11 protein-coding genes are annotated in these 18133 nt (G+C 39.1%); 3 read left to right on the plus strand and 8 right to left on the minus strand.

Annotation, left to right across the window (positions count from 1 at the left end):
- Positions 1 to 13: 13 nt before the first annotated feature.
- Positions 14 to 946 (minus strand): D-2-hydroxyacid dehydrogenase, encoded by a 933-nt coding sequence (locus AC4NPH_RS24545; RefSeq protein ID WP_098315305.1) that lies wholly within the window; start codon positions 944 to 946, stop codon positions 14 to 16.
- A gap of 261 nt (positions 947 to 1207) precedes the next feature.
- Here AC4NPH_RS24545 and AC4NPH_RS24550 point away from each other — a divergent pair, with 261 nt between their 5' ends.
- Positions 1208 to 2764: an ABC-F family ATP-binding cassette domain-containing protein gene (locus AC4NPH_RS24550; RefSeq protein WP_013055117.1), complete on the plus strand. Its 1557-nt coding sequence runs from the start codon at positions 1208 to 1210 to the stop codon at positions 2762 to 2764.
- Between the two features lie 194 nt (positions 2765 to 2958).
- On the opposite strand, the gene AC4NPH_RS24555 is transcribed toward AC4NPH_RS24550, so the two are convergent.
- Together AC4NPH_RS24555 and AC4NPH_RS24560 are read right to left on the minus strand one after the other, a co-directional pair.
- Positions 2959 to 3855: a hypothetical protein gene (locus AC4NPH_RS24555; RefSeq protein ID WP_061859862.1), complete on the minus strand. Its 897-nt coding sequence runs from the start codon at positions 3853 to 3855 to the stop codon at positions 2959 to 2961.
- Between the two features lie 163 nt (positions 3856 to 4018).
- Entirely contained in the window at positions 4019 to 5356 is a 1338-nt protein-coding gene (locus AC4NPH_RS24560; protein WP_308334408.1) for a DUF8451 domain-containing protein, read from the minus strand.
- A 368-nt stretch (positions 5357 to 5724) separates the two neighbouring features.
- On the opposite strand from AC4NPH_RS24560, the gene msrA reads away from it, so the two are divergent.
- Positions 5725 to 6240, plus strand: a complete 516-nt coding sequence (gene msrA / locus AC4NPH_RS24565) for a peptide-methionine (S)-S-oxide reductase MsrA (RefSeq protein WP_029324598.1) — start codon at positions 5725 to 5727, stop codon at positions 6238 to 6240.
- Between the two features lie 49 nt (positions 6241 to 6289).
- On the opposite strand, the gene AC4NPH_RS24570 is transcribed toward msrA, so the two are convergent.
- Together AC4NPH_RS24570 and AC4NPH_RS24575 are read right to left on the minus strand one after the other, a co-directional pair.
- On the minus strand, positions 6290 to 7927 hold the full coding sequence (locus AC4NPH_RS24570) for a family 14 glycosylhydrolase (protein ID WP_013055113.1): 1638 nt from the start codon (positions 7925 to 7927) through the stop codon (positions 6290 to 6292).
- Between the two features lie 104 nt (positions 7928 to 8031).
- The gene (locus AC4NPH_RS24575) at positions 8032 to 9186 is read right to left on the minus strand and encodes an endonuclease (RefSeq protein ID WP_098197378.1); all 1155 of its coding nucleotides are present in this window, start codon (positions 9184 to 9186) and stop codon (positions 8032 to 8034) included.
- Positions 9187 to 9473: 287 nt separating this feature from the next.
- Here AC4NPH_RS24575 and AC4NPH_RS24580 point away from each other — a divergent pair, with 287 nt between their 5' ends.
- Entirely contained in the window at positions 9474 to 9950 is a 477-nt protein-coding gene (locus AC4NPH_RS24580) for a hypothetical protein (RefSeq protein WP_013055111.1), read from the plus strand.
- 50 nt (positions 9951 to 10000) lie between these two features.
- Here AC4NPH_RS24580 and essA read toward each other — a convergent pair whose 3' ends face one another.
- Genes essA through essC form a run of 3 tightly spaced genes read right to left on the minus strand, consistent with a single transcriptional unit; the run spans position 10001 to position 18133 of the window.
- Positions 10001 to 10498, minus strand: a complete 498-nt coding sequence (gene essA, locus AC4NPH_RS24585; protein ID WP_013055110.1) for a type VII secretion protein EssA — start codon at positions 10496 to 10498, stop codon at positions 10001 to 10003.
- Positions 10476 to 13658: a type VII secretion protein EsaA gene (esaA, locus tag AC4NPH_RS24590; RefSeq protein ID WP_061859865.1), complete on the minus strand. Its 3183-nt coding sequence runs from the start codon at positions 13656 to 13658 to the stop codon at positions 10476 to 10478. The genes essA and esaA overlap by 23 nt, the downstream gene beginning before the upstream one ends.
- Positions 13655 to 18133 carry a type VII secretion protein EssC gene (gene essC / locus AC4NPH_RS24595; protein ID WP_098197380.1) on the minus strand — a complete coding sequence of 1493 codons (4479 nt, stop codon included), beginning with the start codon at positions 18131 to 18133 and terminating at the stop codon, positions 13655 to 13657. Before essC ends, esaA begins: the two co-directional genes overlap by 4 nt.

An 18133-nucleotide genomic window follows, 5' to 3' on the forward strand; every position in this document is an offset into this window, starting at 1 on the left:
GCATCATAATGCTTTAATAGCCTCTTTCAATACTAACCAAGTTAGAAGGCAATTCGCCTTGTTCAACTTTTTGCACCGTTTCAACAAAGCACTCGACGGCTTCTTCAGGCGTAGTCACCGCTGAAATATGAGGTGTTATGATGATGTTTGAATGATCCCACCAAGAAGATTCTTTCGTTAACGGCTCATGCTCAAACACGTCTATGTATGCTTTTCGAATACGTTTTTGCTCAATAGCCTCTACTAACGCATTTTCATCTACAGTTGCTCCTCGTCCAACATTTATAAAGTATGCATTTTCAACTACATTCATCCATTTTGGATCAAAGTAGCTTTTTGTTTCATGTGTTAGGGGCATTGTACTAATAATCCAATCGGCTTCTTTTAGCAATTCTTTTTCCTTCGAAATCGAGACCACTTGATCAAATGACGGCTTTTCATTTCCACTTTTAGATACACCAATTACTCGTACACCAAAAGATTTTAAAACGGCTGCAAGACGCCCGCCGATTTCACCTGTTCCGTAAATTATGACCGTTTGAGTAGAAAGCTGCTTAGGCTCTACCACTTTCCACTGCTTTTGTTTTTGCTGACGCTGAAACTGTGCGTGGTGCTGAAGTTCAGCTAGCATATAGCTAAGACAATATTCACTGATTCGCTGACCGAATGAACAAACCGTACGTGTTAACATCACACTCTTTTTCCAATTACCGCTTTCTAAGAACCGGTCGACTCCTGCGCCGAGAGAATGAATCCATTTAAAGCTATGATCTTCAAAGCAATTCGTTGGACCGAAGGATAAAAGCGCGTCAGCCCAGTCTAAATCTTCAATTGTAACGTCTTGCTCTTCCATAAATCGAAACGTCTGAGACAGCTGCTTTTGATTGATTATCTCCTGCAGCTCTTTATGCATTCTCCCTGCCACTAGTATCGTATGAATGTTCATTTCTTTTCCCCCTGCCTTTTTATTCTTTTATATACTCTATTTGAATGATTCGATATAACCGTCCCTTCGTCATGAAGGATTTTCTACATTGATATATATAGTATGAATGAAGTGAAAGGAAGACGCGAGTGAATTTTATATGACTTTCAAGGCTGGAAAACTCATATGGATTTATGTATATAAGTTCGCTATAATCGTTATGAATCAATTTGTTTATAACGAAACGTACGATAGATATTTTAAAAGAAAAGGTGTGTCAGCATGAGTGTATTAAACGTAAAAAATCTAAGCCATGGTTTTGGTGACCGTGCGATTTTTAACGATGTATCATTTCGATTGTTAAAAGGTGAACACGTCGGCTTAATTGGAGCAAACGGCGAAGGTAAATCAACATTTATGAACATCATTACAGGCAAGCTAGAACCGGATGCTGGAAAAGTAGAATGGTCTAAAAAAGTGCGCGTTGGCTATTTAGATCAGCACACAGCATTAGAGCGCGGCCTTTCTATTCGTGATGTACTAAAAAGTGCTTTTCAATATTTATTTGATTTAGAAGCTCAAATGAATGGCCTCTATGAGAAAATGGCGGAGGTATCACCAGAAGAACTCGAAAAACTATTAGAAGAAGTCGGTACGCTTCAAGACCTCTTAACAAACAATGACTTTTATGTTATCGATGCAAAAGTCGAAGAAATTGCACGCGGATTAGGATTAGAAGATATCGGCTTAGATCGCGATGTACAGGATTTAAGCGGCGGACAGCGTACGAAAGTATTATTAGCCAAACTGCTGCTTGAAAAACCAGAAATTCTTTTACTTGATGAGCCTACAAACTACTTGGATGAACAGCATATTGAGTGGCTGAGACGCTACTTGCAAGAATATGAAAATGCCTTTATTTTAATTTCTCACGATCTTCCATTTTTAAATAGCGTGATCAATTTAATTTATCATATGGAAAACCAAGAGTTAAATCGCTATGTAGGAGACTACGACGATTTTATGAAAGTATATGAGATGAAAAAACAGCAGCTTGAAGCAGCTTATAAAAAACAACAGCAAGAAATGGCAGATTTAAAAGATTTCGTAGCGAGAAACAAAGCCCGTGTGTCGACACGAAATATGGCCATGTCCCGTCAAAAAAAGCTCGATAAAATGGAAGTAATTGAACTAGCTCAAGAGCGTCCAAAACCAGAGTTTAACTTTAAGGGTGCTCGTACTTCAAGCAAATTAATTTTTGAAACATCTGATTTAGTCATTGGATACGAAGAGCCGCTTTCTAAGCCACTGAATTTAAAAATGGAGCGAGGTCAAAAGATTGCCCTTGTAGGAGCAAATGGAATCGGGAAAACAACTCTTTTAAAAAGTATTTTAGGAGAAATCAAACCAATTTCAGGCTCTGTAGAAAAAGGAGATTACCAGCATATTGGCTATTTTGAACAAGAAATCAAAACGGCTAATTACAATACGTGTATTGAAGAAGTATGGAATGAGTTTCCTCACTTTACCCAATACGAGATTCGTGCAGCTTTAGCTAAATGCGGCTTAACAACAAAACATATTGAAAGTAAAGTAGAAGTTCTAAGCGGTGGAGAAAAAGCAAAAGTTCGTCTATGTAAGCTGATTAACAATGAAACCAACATTCTTGTACTGGATGAGCCTACAAACCACTTAGATGTAGATGCGAAAGATGAATTAAAACGAGCTTTAAAAGAATACAAAGGAAGTATCTTAATTATTTGCCACGAACCTGAATTTTATCAAGATGTTGTCACAGACGTGTGGAACTGCGAATCTTGGACGACTAAATTATTTTAAAAAAACGGGTTAAAAGAGGCATATCTTTTAGAAAAAGTGGGAATGATAAGATTAAGTTCCCCCCCTTTGTGTGAGTAGCCATTTTTTAAATGGTTACTTTTTTTATGTATAGTCCTTTAATAAAATGGCTATATTGTATCTATACTCCCTAAACCCAAAAAGGCCGCTGCAGCGATGCAGCGGTCTTTTCGTTGTCATGGCTTCATCTGTAGCCAGCTATCAAAATAATGAACAGCTATACTGCTTGGAGGATTTTCAGCTTGACACTCCGTAAGCAACATACCCAGCTCTTGCATCATCTTTTCTTCTCCTTTAGCAGAAAAAGAAATGTATTCTCCTTCATCTGAAGCTTTCGTTTCTACCCCTATTTCAATCGGAGTGGATAGTAAACGTCCCCACTTGCGTTCATTTTCTGTTATTTCAGCAATACCGTTTTCTTGATCTGCGTGGTTTCGGTACGCCATAATTGTGACTTCATCAGCGTACTGAATAACCCACCGCCCCAGCGAACCGGAACCATTGCTATTTTTGAATGGAACTTCGTCAAACCAAAACGGTATATCTACAGCAAGCGGCAAGTGTAACTCATGAGACTGTACAGCGGCTTGAGAAATAACATATTGATACTGCAGAATACTTTTCACGCGATTATTTTCCCAACTTTTATACAAATAAGGCTCTACATCCAAATGAACCCCTGAAAATTGCTGTTGCTCGTCTGCTTCTGCTTGGTAAACTGTTATCCAATTAAAAAATGCTTCCTGCTCTTCTATACCAGAAGGCCCTATCCAATAAGGAGCGCCGTCAAGTGCGTAAACACTTATGCCCTTGGCTTGTGCTTGTTGGATAAAATGCCTATATACGGAAGGTGAAAGATGAGTATCAATTTGTAAATAAACGTTTGTCACCTTTTTTTCTTGAAGCTTTTCGAGGATAGCTTCTTGGTTCAGCATCCATTTCTTTGTATCCCACACCCACGTCGACAGCGGTATATTCATCTCTGCATTCACATTTGATCCACATCCTATTCCTTTCCCCATATTAAACAGCCATACAACCACCAGAAAAATAAGAACGCACTTGCTTTTCACACTCTTTTTCCTCCTTTATACGAGCCAGAACTCATATAAAGAGAGTCTGACAGCTTAGCACAACTTTATGGTGAATTTCCCCCTTAAATCTGTAGCTTTTAGCAAACTCCTCCTTATCAATTTTTTGCAGCTTAATCTCTATATGTTCTATCGGTTGCTTGATTTATTTCTCTATATCTTTCTTATTAAATAAATATGCCTGTTTTGGATGGTTTGGCTGATTTGGATATTTCAACTGTAATTGTCCTTTACGTAATAGCTTTGTTAAATAATTATTACGTACTCCATCCGGCGTTCTTTCTAGTAAATAAGCAAACTCTTTAAGCATAAGCGGTTTTTCTTTACATAACTCAAGAATAATATGTTCCATCTGATTCGGCGAAAGCCGTTTTTTTTCACGAGCCAGCGCTGCAATACCCCATAGCTTCGTATCAATATTCTCCACATTTACCAAATTAGAAGAATCCTCTTCTTGTTCATTATTGCAGGAGTTATGATTTTTATTATAGGAGTTAACATCATTATTATATAAGTTACTATCATTATTATAGTAGTTATCTTCTTTATTTAAGGAGTTAACATTGTTATTATATGACTTTAACTCCTCTATTAATTCTTTATTATAGGAGTATCTATTTTTATTATAGGAGTCAATTTCGACATCGTTTTCAGGTGTATTTTGATATTTTTCGACATCTTTAAAATTATTTCCCAAATCGGTTATGGACGTATTGTAAGTGTCTTTTTCAGAAGAACTTACCTGTCTTTCTTGAGTGGACAGAGATAACGTGACCACTGTACGATGCATAGAAACATCTTGATCAATAGCCGGCGTTTTATAATGATGCAAGCTCCAATTTTGCTTTACTTTTTTTAAACCAGAGCCCGAACGTTCACATAACCCTAGTAAACTGAATAACTTAACGATATTTGGGTTTCGAAGCTGACTAACGGTATTGCTAAAAACTGAATCTGTAGGTACTAACAAAAGACCTGGATTAGAAAAAACGTAATGTGAAGGTTGCTTTTCTAAAATAACGCCGCCCTCGCCATTATAATCTGCATGAATAAGCATATTAATCAAAACTTCTGTTAAAGAGGAAGCGATTGACGGCTGGGGTTCGCTATTACGAACAATTTCATGAATATGAAAATAAAAATCAAAGATATTTCCTGACCACGTCCCGTCTTGAGAGGTAAAGCGCTCTGTCCATTCTTCGTTTCCTTTACTTTCCCGGTATTCTAAAAAGTATTGTGGTAAAACTTCTGTGATAATCCGTTCTTCACTGAATAAAAGCAGGCCTGCGAGTGTGACTCCTTCTTTATGGGTATCTCTAACCTTTCCCCAAGCTCCTACTTTGTATAAAAACTCCTTTGTTTCAAGCGCATTCCAAGGATGAGCTGGTTTTACTTCAGCAAACCGATCCCGGTAGCTTTTGATCGTATCAAAATTTAATTCGTTTAATCCATAGTGCTCTAGGATGAGATTATCTTGTAACATATTCAACTCTCCTATTATCTTTGTATATTTATTTAACAGCGCGAATATGCTGTTTCTTACCTCTTTTTACTAACGTACTAACTTTATTTATCTAGATGCCATCAGCACCCCAAAGTCCAGTCCGTAGATTGTACTTCTGTTGTACAATTTCTTCTAAATCGATATATACATCTTATCTATTCTATCATTTTTTCTTTATTCTCTCCTTCATTTTTCAATCTTCAAAACAGTCGAGTTTATTGTGTAAAAGCTGTGGATATTCATCTTTATCCACAGCTTTTACACAGACTACAAACCCTTTTCTAGCTGTTTCAATATAAATTTGTTATAATACCCTTCATAACAACGGATTAAGTGAGGGATTACGTATGGAAAAAGCTACATTTGCAGGTGGATGTTTCTGGTGTATGGTTACACCTTTTGAAGAGCTAGAAGGTATTCACGGCATTGTATCAGGATATATGGGTGGAACTGTGGATAACCCTACTTATGAGCAAGTAAAATCTGGAACAAGCGGTTACTACGAAGTGGTTCAAATCACATTTGACCCCGAAGTGTTTCCGTATAAACGTTTATTAGATCTTTATTGGCCGCAAATTGATCCAACAGATGACGGAGGTCAATTTCAAGATCGCGGCTCGCAGTATCGAACAGCAATTTTTTACCATAACGACAGCCAAAAACAAGCAGCTGAAGAGACGAAGCTAGAGGTCGCAGAAAGCGGACGTTTTAAAAAACCAATCGTGACAAGCATTCTTCCTGCCTCTACGTTTTATGAAGCCGAAGAGTATCACCAAGATTTCCACAAGAAAAATCCAAAGCATTATAAAGAAGACCGCGCTAAGTCTGGTCGAGATGAATTTATTCAAACGAACTGGAAATAATTCTTGTGTTCAAAATAAAGCCGCATAGCGTTTGCTATGCGGCTTTGTTTTACCAATTATCTGTATAAGTCGTTGTTGTTGACGGCACGCTCCAATATTGCTGCGAAGGCTGCCATGCTTTTAACGATCCATCAGCTCTCTTCACAATTGCTTTAAATTGAACATTTTGACTCGCAGGAAAATAGACGGTGCCTCTCCAATCAGCTGTAGATGAATTATATGTTAATTTAATTGGATAAATGGACGTATCCCACTGACCTAGCTCAGCTCTGTCTCCAACAATATAAACCGTTTCTCCTAATGCAGTTGGCGCATTTTTTACTACAACCGTTTGCGCAACAGGTGTAACGCCCAACGTATTTTTAAATTGCCCCATCAGCGTATCATTGTTAATAACATCGTAGAAACGAAGCAAAGTAAATCCTGCAAAATTATAGTTAAAGGCCATTTCAGCTGCTTTTTTATATTGATCTTCACTGCCTATAGTTAAAGCATTTTCCCCGTTTAAAACAACTCCTTTTGCATTCGCAATACCTGCTACCTGGCGTACAAGCGTCTTTGGCATAGAATATTCCGGATAATTTCCGCTGTCCGTCATTTCTAAGCACGTAAACGTTATATCTAATTTAGCTGTTTTAAACGCATCTAAAAGCGCGTTGTAATCATTATATCCAGCAGGTTTTTCTGCAGCATGAGGAATCGTGGGATTATTATACTGCCAATGAATTCCTGCCACTTTTGCACCGATTGGTACGTTAAAGGTGGAATCAAAAGCCTGATGAGCTAACTGTCCAATACGTTTTGTGTGATCTTCCAAAGCTCCTTGATACCATGCTAAGAAATCTTTTCCATAAGCTGTTGAATAACCATCTTTTAAGAACTGATAGCCATCTGATGGCGGTAAAATTTGCGATGCAGACGTTAAATTGGTTCCCCATGCTTGATTAATGCCGGCGAGTGAACCGTATTTAGTCAAAGCATATGATTGAAACTTGCTTTTGGCGAAGTTCGTATACACTTGAAATTTCCCTCTAGACGGATAGCCGGTTCCGTCTGCTGCTGTATAAGACGGATAACGAATTTCACCTGCAGGGCCTCCTGATAAATAGATTTTAGCAATCACGTCTTTATAAGGTGCTAACGCTTGCGCAAATGCCGTATAGAGCTCTCCGTATTGCTTAGAAATAACGTCGGTTGCAAGCGGGCTTAGCGTTTCTTTATTTGTCGTACCTGTTTCAGATTTAAAGTAAAGGCTGTCATCACTTTTTAAGTTCCATACCCAAGACGGAAGCGGAACGTTACAATCATCTCCTACATTACCGCCGCACTGATGAGTAGAAATAATAGGAACGATCTTTATACCCGCGTTACGAGCTGCTTGAGCAAATCGCTGAGCATAGGAAAAATCGAACTGCTGATCGCCGTTTTTCTCCATATCTCCCCACCAGAAGTCTACTGTCACTGCATAAAATCCATTTTGTTTCGCTTTGCGTAAATCGTTCTCAAACGCTTCCCATGTTGTATAGTCTGTTACCTTTTTTAAAGGCGCCATTAAATAGGTTTTGTAACCTGGATTCATTGATTTTCCATCTACGGCAGCCGCTCCGTTAATTGGACTTAAAATGAAAGCGTTAACAAAAATGAACATCAAAACGAAAGCCAATCCTTTTTTACATAGCTGTTTCATATCTTCCCTCCATTTTTTCAAAATCACCTATAGGTATTCGGCAGATTTTAGTTTTTTCCTTTTTCTTTTATAAAAAAAGACGCCCCGCCAGGACGCCTTCTTCATTAGTTCCAAATCTCATTCACCCATTCAGGATGGTCAATAAACGGATTGCGGTTATGCTGATAGTCTGAATAAATAATGTCATTTCTACGTCGTTCTCGATCATCTACTGGGTCTTGGGCATTCCATTGAAGAAGCACAGATAATTTCCCGTGATAAGGAGCAGTGCCATTATTCACTGTGTTATTAAGTTCTAAGTCAGGCTCATCACTTACATCGCCTTCATAGCGCACGGCCATATAAAACAACATACGAGCCACGTCGCCTTTTACTTCATCTCGAGGTTCCCATGAATCACTGTCAAAATAATTTCCGAGTGCTTCGCTATGTTCCGTCCCTCCGTTATCAAAATCTAAGTTTCCTCTCGTACTGTTTACAGACACATCGGTTGGACGTAAGTGATGAAGATCTGTTCCAGGTCCCATAGCTGTTCCGAAATCCCCGTGAGACTTTGCCCAGACGTGCTCACGGTTCCAATCGTCCACTCCGCCTCCATTTGTACCCTTAGCCTGTGAACGCCCCGTGTAGAGCAAAATAACGTTATTTGCGTTAGCTGGATCTTCATCCGTTTTCTTTAAAGCTTCCCATACGGCTGAATACGACAGTTCTGTGTGATGATCAATAATGTTATGAAGCTCTGTCTTTAAGCTGTTTCCTGTTTTTTCAGCTGCAGTACGATAATAGTCTTCTACTGGAACGGTTGGCTCTGTGGGATCTGGAGCGGGATCAGTTCCTCCTGTTTCTGTACTGATAGAAGTAACTGATTTTATTCCAGAGTGCGAAAAATAAGGAGTGAGTGTGCCCGTAACAGTAAGACTTTTCCCTTTTAACTCCGAGTGACTTTGAAGTCCAAATGTACTTCGCAAATTTGAAGGAATTTGAACGTACACCACCTTGTCTGTATTGGTTTCATTTGAACTGTCAGCAAGAGCAAGTGCATAATCGTTTGGGTAATTGCTCGTAATAACTGTAGATGTGCCTGTAGGTTGACCTACTACATATCCTTTAACCGTTTGTACACTGTTGTTTTGATTCTCAAGAGCTTGTGCAACAGATAAAAACGCGGCTGCTTGACTAACAGGAGTTAAGCTTACTAAAAGAACAAAAATAAGCAGGGACATTGCCCATGTTTTTTTACACAGAGCGTATAATTTCACTTTTTTATTCCTCCTTATGATAGGTTTGAAAACTAGTTTTCTTCCACCTCTTTATATTATTTTTTCACTGTGAATTCCCTGCCTCTTTTTTGTTAAGTTTTATAGTGAAAAAGATGTATTCTTCTTTACAGTGACGGCCACTTTATGCGAAGGGTTATATTTTTAAAAGTCCACATTGGAAAAAGCATTATGTGTCTTTCTTTATATATGGTATAATCAACCGAATCGTAAAAGAGCTTATACTATTTCAGAAAATGAAATGATTTAAATAGAAATGAGGATTGTCTATGCTTAGTTTTGACGAAAAATTAGCTATTATTTCATCGTTTCCAGAGCTGCATCGAAAAGATGTATCTTTAGGACGCGTGAATTTTCATTATGAAGAAAGCGTGTACGATAAAACGGTTGTTGTGCATCATCTGCATCCTAACGGAAATGGATTTGTATATGCAGGGTTTTTAAAAGGATATGAAACAAATGACAAAGGTCTTGTAAATATCCGTGATTATACAGAAGAAGAGCTTCGCTCTATTATTGAAGCTTCTATTGAATCTTTGTCTACCCTTCCTGATACAGCTAGAGAAGAAGCTATTGTAGGGAATGGAAATGAACAGCGCTGGAACGGCCCAGACAATGCAACGCTTTTACTTGTTCATGAAGATGACCTGTGGAATGTTTATTCTGGCTTGAATTTAGAGGCAGCATTTCTATCTTACGAAGAAGCAGAAGATTATTTGTTTGAAGAAGGCTTCCGCCGCCTATAAGCCTGCGTCTATACGAAAAAACCTCGCTGTTGATTAACAGCGAGGTTTTTTCATTTTTTTACAGAAGGCTGAGGGCTAATGCGCGGTATTAAAACCGCAAATAATATAACAACCCCCACACCAATCAATAATAAATAAAACCATTGTAGGTCTGATGACTTTTCAGAAACAGTTTGTTCTGTTCGCTCTTTCTTGTAGGAAGTGTTTTTAGAAGAAAACAAGTTATATTCTTTTGCTTTCGCAGAAATCGTATTATCTTCAGCTGATGCGTTCGCAAAAAGACTTTCTTTTAAGCTCTCTTTCTCTGCATCTTCCTCTTTTTCAAATGTAAGATCCTTTATTTCCTCCGGAATATTTCCTACTTCTTTTTTATTTTCTAGCAAAGATTCGGGGTCCAAATTAATCGGATCATCCTTATATACATTTGGTTTAATCTCTTCAACGTTTCCGTCATCAGCTTCAGCCGCTGCTGCTATAGGGAAACAAAGAAGTGAAAAAATAAGAACAATACTTCCAATCTTCTTATTAAGCACTATAGGTTTCATCATTTTCAACCTCTTTAGTCGTCTTTAAAGCACGAATAATAGATGGCAGAACACTTAAAACGGCAGTCATTCCCAGTAATACAATAAGCGCCTGTCCAAACAGAGACTGCGTATCATATTGAATTGACATATATACTTTAGATACTGGATCTTCGTAATTAAAGTTTGGCATAGATAAGTTAAGAAGCGGGGTAATATAAAATAAAATCAACCCTACTGTCGTCACCCATCCAGCGAAGCTTCCTAATAAGAAAGCAATACGTACGAGTGTAGATGAAGCAAGCAATAAGACGATTGTAAAGATTGACCATTCCATTGCCCGGTCTCCCGATAACGAATAAATATTAAGGCTAAAGATACTTACCATTAACCCTACAATCAAATTCAATAACCCAAACAGCGTACCTTTCACAAGCATAGGTGCATGTCGGTAGTATTGACTGAAATAGCCAATTAGTAAGCTGCTGATTAAGATAATAACCAAAATGACAACTGGTGGAACCTCTTTTACTTTTTCAGCCGGCACTTCACCGCTTACTTGAAGAGGATTCGCTAAATAATGATAAACGTAATCATTATTCTGTCCATCTACTAATGTATTATTTAACAAACGGTATACCTGGCCGCGAACCAACTTCGTTGAATCCACGTTTTGGGCCCACTTGCTGTTAAGCGTGTCAGCTTTATCCTGGACTTCATTTACACGCTTCTGCAATTCATCTGTGTATGTGACAACATTAGCTTGTCTTTCACCTAAAGATGAAATGAGTTCGTTCATTCCCTTCAACTCTTGACCCATGCTTTGCTGCAGCGTCATTAAGCCCGTTACGTCCGGAGCTTCTTTCTTTTCTAATGCTTGATCTTCACCTGCGCTAGATTGAAGCTCTTGATTCATTGCATTTGCTTTTTCTTGAATAGCTGATAGCTCTTCCATAATAGATGCTTGTTCAGCATCAACTGTTTGTCCATATTGATCAGCAAAATCTTGCACTGAACTTTGGAACTGTGCTAACTCTTCTTTTGTTAGAGACAGGTTTTGTTGGATTTGCTTACGTGCATCTTGAGAAGAGACGGTGCCAGCTAACGCCTGCTGCAAACTTCCTTTAATAGAGTCATTGTTAAGGACGCTGTTCTGTATGTCTGTATTTCCTATTTGAGCTAAAGTCAAATCATACTGCGATAAATCACCGTAATACTTTAGCAGATCTTCTGCACTGCTGCTTTGAATCTTACCTGAGAATGTATTGCTCAACTTTTCCTTGCGAGAAGCTGAAAGGTTTGGAGAAGATAAAATTTTATCTTCTTTGTTTTTAATCATCGTAATGAGATTGTCTACATCCACACTACCTTTAGAAGGCTTTTTGCCGTCTTCTTTCAACTTTTCATTCTCTTTTTTTAATCGTTCATTTTCTTCTTGAAGCTTAGCAATTTGACCGCTCGACGACTTGGTTGCTTCTTCTAAGTCTTTCTCTGCTTTGTTTTTCTGTGCTGTCAAAGACTTAACGTCTGCTTCCAAACTGGCAATTTTCTGCTTCAGCGCATCCGTATTTTCTCCTGAAGCTTCCGGCTGAACGGTTACATTTTGCAGCTCATCTTTGACTGCTTGTACCTGTGTTTTCAGATTAGCCACTTTTTCAAGCGCACTTTTCACAGCATTGGATGTACCTGATGCATCCGCTGTGTCCGATGTTTCAGGCGTTTCCGTTCCCTCAGATGTCTCAGGTGCTTCAGGTGCTTCAGGCGCTTCAGGTGTTTCGTTCACCATTCCTTGGAGCTGCTGTTCTAAGTCTTCAAGTCCTTTTGATATATCATCAAGCTTTGCTGTTTGCTGAGATAAATCCACTTTAATTGGTTCTGACGTTCCTTCGCCTTGACCGGAATCTGGCTGAGTTCCATCATCTTCTCCAGGATCCGTCGGAGTCTCTCCACCTTGATTCGGATCTGGCTGAGTTCCGTTATCTTCCCCAGGGTCCGTTGGCGTCTCTCCGCCTTGATTTGGATCTGGCTGAGCTTCGCCATCTTCTCCTGGATCCGTTGAGCCTCCGCCACCCTCATTTGATGAAGCTGTCTCTAGCTGCGCACGAAGCGGCTTTAGCTTACTTTCAATTTGATTTAGGGTTGTTTGCTCAGACTGCTGTTTATATGAACTGACTATTTGGCCGTTCAAATCTTGCAGAGCTTTTTCTTGTTCACTGACGTTATCCGCTTGTTGTTCTCCAAGTTCTCCGACGGCTTTTTGATTTTGATCCAACTGCTGTTGAATGGAAGATAAGCCACTAAACACTTGATTGGCCTGCTCATTAAAATTTTGCTTAGAGCTTGGCTGATTAGATTCAAGGGAAGACAACTCTTCTTGAATCGCAGCGACGCTTTGAGCCTGCGTTTTTTCAAGCATTTGTTTCTGTGTTTCTTGATATGTTTGATATTGATTTACATATTCAATGAAGCTGTTTAAATTCTTTTCAACCTGTTCTACGTCGCCTTGTCTGTCGCTTGAACCTTTTTCTGCTTTATTTACATTATCTTGGATTTGCTGAAGAATTTTCTTTTGATCATTTAATTCACCTGCTAAATCTTTTGAATTCGGTTTATAAAAAGCGACCATTGTTTTTTGAAAGGCGATTTCTTTATTTAGAATTTTATCGAACTGGCCGCGTACCTTATCTACTTCCTGTGATACATAACTCCAGTACAAAGAGGACATTTCATTATTAACCTTTGTAGTAGCATCTTCTAATTCCCCTACTACTTTTTCCTTATTAACTGCGTTAAGCTGACTTTGAACTTTGTATTCCAAAGTAGCTTTTTCTGGCTTTTTTTCCTGATACGATAAAATATTTTGTGAGAAGGTCGAGGGAATATAGATAACCGCATCATATTTCCCATTCTGTAAACCGCTTGTAGCTGCGCTTCGTCCAAGCACGGTCCATTGATAATCCGACCCCTCCTGTAAAAGAGGAGTCACTTTTTCTCCAAATTCTATCGCTTTTTCACTATTTTCTTTTACTCCATTATCTTCGTTAACAACCGCAATCGTTCTTGTTGAGTTTTCTGTGACTTGCAGCGGGTTGTCTCCAATATACTGGAAAAAGAAAGAAGGAAGAGCCAAAATTAAAACAACAGCTAATATGACTTTAAGTGTATACTTACGCTGTTCGGTCATGTTAAGATCTTCCTTTCACTTACACATAGCGGGATTTGAATTCTTGTTTCTTTTCCACTTTTAATATAATAACCGAAGCCAGGGTTAACATCGGCTTCTTTTCGGTCATAAGGAAGTGTAAATAAGCTTTGCTCTGTTTTCTTCATCAGCAACACGGCTTGGCTAATTTGCTTCACTTCTGTTGTTAACGCGTCAAATCCTTTTGAAAACTCATTGTTGTTCCCTGCAACAATCAAGTTAAAGCCCAGGTGACTATAATTTTTCATCAATTTTGTAATACGATCCTGCAGGACGCTGTCTAAGTTTTGCTGGAATCGTACAAATCCGTCTACTACAAGCATGATCGTGGCAAATGAAAGACTGTGTACCGTTCCTTCCTGCACTGCTTCCAAATACTTATTTTCACGTCGCTGCAATCGTTCTTCAGTTAAATCAAGCCAGTCGATAATCTGTTCTTTTGTTTCCATGTAAACAACTTGCTCTTCAGCTGCATAGCTTGATAAACCGCGGTCAACCGAATCAAATAGTCCGATTTGCTTCACGCCTTGTTCAAGCGCTGTTTGCAGTATGACCTTCACTACATTTGTCTTTCCTTTTTGCGTCTGCCCCATGACGATGCAATGCTTATTTTTCGTAAAGTTCATATGCACCGGTCGAACAAACTCTTCATCTAATCCAAGAGGAATGACTCCTTTTTCCCGAATAACCCTTCTGTCCGTCATAAACTCGGCAAGTACAAGTTTCGATGACAGCATTGGTACAGGCTCCGGAACAGTAGCATCAGCATATTGATTCTTTAATCGTTGAATGTGCAGCTTAACTGCATCAAAGATTTCAAAATCATCTTTTCCTTCCGCAGGTAAAAACAGCTGCGCAAAATAAGGTTGATCCGTTTTGATAATAGCCCGGCCTGGAATAGACTCTAGCGCATACGGCGTACGTCCTAAAATAGAATACGCTTCTGAATGATCCATTAAATAATGAACAACTTTTGTTTTCAAGTTATTCATAAGCGACTGACGAATAGAATTCACGCGCGTCGCGGTAAAGATCATATAAATTCCTAAAGACTGACCGTCACGCACGAGCTGTGTGAACTGCATTTCTAGATCTTGCATTTCTTCTTTGACAAGATCAAAATTATCAATCGTGATAAAAATTAGAGGAAGCTCTTCTGAACTTAGAGCATTATACATTTTGATATTGCTAACTTCCCGCTGTTGAAATAACTGCTTTCGCCTTGCGATTTCTTGTTTGATAATCGTCATGAATTTTTCAATTTTACGCATTTGATCCATTAAGAAATAATCCGCCGTATGAGGCAGCTGACGAAGCGGCAGCAGCGTGCCGTTTCCAAAGTCAAAAATGTAATAATGAAGCTGCTCCGGGCTCTGTCTTTCAGCTAGACTAAGAAGCAACATCATGACTGTAAACGATTTACCGTATCCTGACGAACCAAATATACCAATGTTTCCATCGTCCATCAGCTGATAGTTATATACCGTTTGGCTTTGCTTTTCCGGTTCATCAATCAAGCCAATTGGGAATACGCCGTCTCGCTTCTCTTTGTACTCACTGCGAAGCAATCTTTCTTTAAGAGGCGGCAGCCATGGACTATTTAATTTTTTGATAGCTAGTTCCTGCTGCGTTTTTTCAATTTTTTGCACCACAACATCAATTTCTGCTTCCGCTTGTTTAGATGACGTCTGCTGAGTAGATACATCAGATAAAGGAATCAACCCGAGATCTGTGACAATGGCGACTTCATCTTCAGCCCCATACGTATCTTCCATGTACGGCGCGCCGCTCCAAGCTGACTGAAACAGTTCATACACTTCATTATTTCCAACCTGCAGATAGCCTCGACCCGTCACCGTAATAGAAGCAGCGTCCGCATTTTTTAAAATTTCTTTACTGTCAGCGGCATCTTGGACTTTTAAAGCTACTTTAAAGCGCGCGTTACTCCAAATTTGATCGTCAATAACACCGCCTGGCTTTTGCGTCGCTAAAATTAAATGAACGCCCAGACTACGTCCAATGCGCGCCGCGCTGACTAATTCCCGAATGAACTCTGGTTCTTCACTTTTTAACTCGGCAAATTCATCCGAGATTAAGAATAAATGAGGCAGAGGTTCTTCTGCCATACCTTGCTTATATAAATCTGTATAATCATTAATGTGATTGACTTCATATCTATCAAACAAGCGCTGGCGCCGTTTTAATTCACTTTTAATAGAAGCTAGGGCTCTTGTACTAAAATTCTTACTTCCTTCAATGTTTGTAATGGTTCCAAGCAGATGAGGCATGTTTTTAAACGGCTGAGCCATTCCTCCGCCCTTATAGTCAATCAATAAAAACGCAACTTCATGGGGGTGGAAATTCACCGCTAGAGAAAGAATGTACGTTTGTAAGAATTCACTTTTTCCTGACCCCGTCGTACCTGCAAGTAATCCATGAGGGCCGTGAGCTTTTTCATGAAGATTTAGTTCAACAATATCTTCTTTTCCTTTTAAACCAATGGGAACTGCTAGCGACTTAGCTGATTCATTGCTTTGCCACCTTTGCACGATATCCAACTCACCAATTTCTCTTGCTTTAAATAATTCTAAGAATGAAACGCTATTTGGAATTGAGTTGGTCATGCCGACTTGGTGATCCAATGTTCGCAGCATCCTTGCAAATCTTTCATTATAATCAAGCGTGTGTTTATCAAGCTGAAATGGAATATTCACAGCTTTTTGCTTTTGAATTAATATATCCCCCTCGGATTCGTTAATATAACGGACGAGTGTATGAACATGCTCCGTTAAGCTTTCCTTTGTCTCTGCCGCAAATATCGCAGAGAACCCAAGGTGAGGGTGATATCCTTCTAAATACTCTAAGATAACGTGATCTGCAATTAACTGCTGATTCGTAATAATAAAAACAAAGTGAGGCAAGAAAACCCCTTCTCCTTTTGCTTCATCTAAATCGCGTTCTCTCAGCATTTCATAAATAGAAGATAAAAGCTGATCTCTCGTTTGTTCATTATAGATGAAACCTTTCGCAAAAGAATGCGGAAGCTGAAAATGAGGAAGCCATTTCATCCATTCCCACTCTTTATATTCTTCTTCATCAAAAATGAATACGAATCTTAGGTCATGATAACTGTGGGAAAATGCCAGCTGTCCTACAAGCTGATGCAGTTCATTCTTCACCGTTTTCATCTTTCCTACCAGACCGATAGAGCCTAAACCTAAATGAGCGGTAACAGGGGCATTTTTCACTTCTCGATAGACCTTTTCCATGTGCTGAGACTGCTCAAGCAAATCATCAATTTCTCGATTAGCCATATCTCCGCTATTCAAAGAAATTTGGTAGCTTCCCGGAACTGTTCCTGTTCCAAGGCGCACCTGTAAAAAATCACTGCTTTCTACAGTTCGTTCCCAAATTCGATCAGAAATCTGTTCTGTTAAATATTTCATTCGTTCAAACGTCGGAAAATGATAAGATAATACATCTCGTTGAACTGATACTAGTTCTTGTAATTCCTCGCGCTTGTTTTCTAAATACTTTGTATAAATTCGACGACGACGCTCCTGCCGCTTCTTGCGCTGTTTTTTATCTTTGAAGTATTGAACGGTAGATACAATCAGCGTAGTCGTAAACATCATGACAGATATAATAATAAAAATTCCCCTAGGCTGAATAATCGAGACCGTACCCATGACTAAAAGCATGACTAATGGCGGTAAAATAGTAAGCCATAAGCTTCGGTTATTTTCATCATTGTCCTGAGACGGAAAGGACAAGCTTACCTTATCATTAGGCAAATCATATATCATGCGCGGTGTCCGTCTATAAACCGGGTACTTCTTTTTCATTTCAGAAATAGGCTGTGCCGTAGCTGGAAGCTTAGATGCATAATCGTAGTAGCTTTGAATCTTCAGCAAATCTTTTTCGATCAATTGAATCGTCATAGAAGACCATAAAATAAGATCTCCGGGCTGAAGGTTCGTATTCTCTTCTAGTCGGTGTCCGTTAAGATAAAGCGGTTCTTGGTTATAAAAGACCTTCCACTTTCCGTTTATCTTTGATAAGTAAAATCCTTCTTTTGGCTCTACTACACACTTTTGTTTCTGCTGATACACATCAGCTGCTTCATCACTTGTGGAAAACGAAACTTCTGATCCGTAATCAATATAATAGACAGCTTCTTTAACAGCCGTCTCTGTAAGGACAAAGGTTAAAGCATGTCCTTGTTCTCGCCATACAAACGACTCAGAAACAGATAGCTCTGCTATCCTTTCTTCTCCGTAGGAAATTAAGAGCCGGCCGTTCTTTTCAGATGACAGCGTCATTTGCCCTTTCTCAAACGGATAGGAAAACGTAAAAGTTTGATGCTGAGTGTTTCCAACCGTTGCTTGGCGAAAGGTTTTAAAATCTACAGGCAGCTGCTGATACGTTTGCCCACTAACTACCCAAAGCATATTCAT

Source organism: Priestia sp. MDV22-iso46, assembly GCF_058629175.1.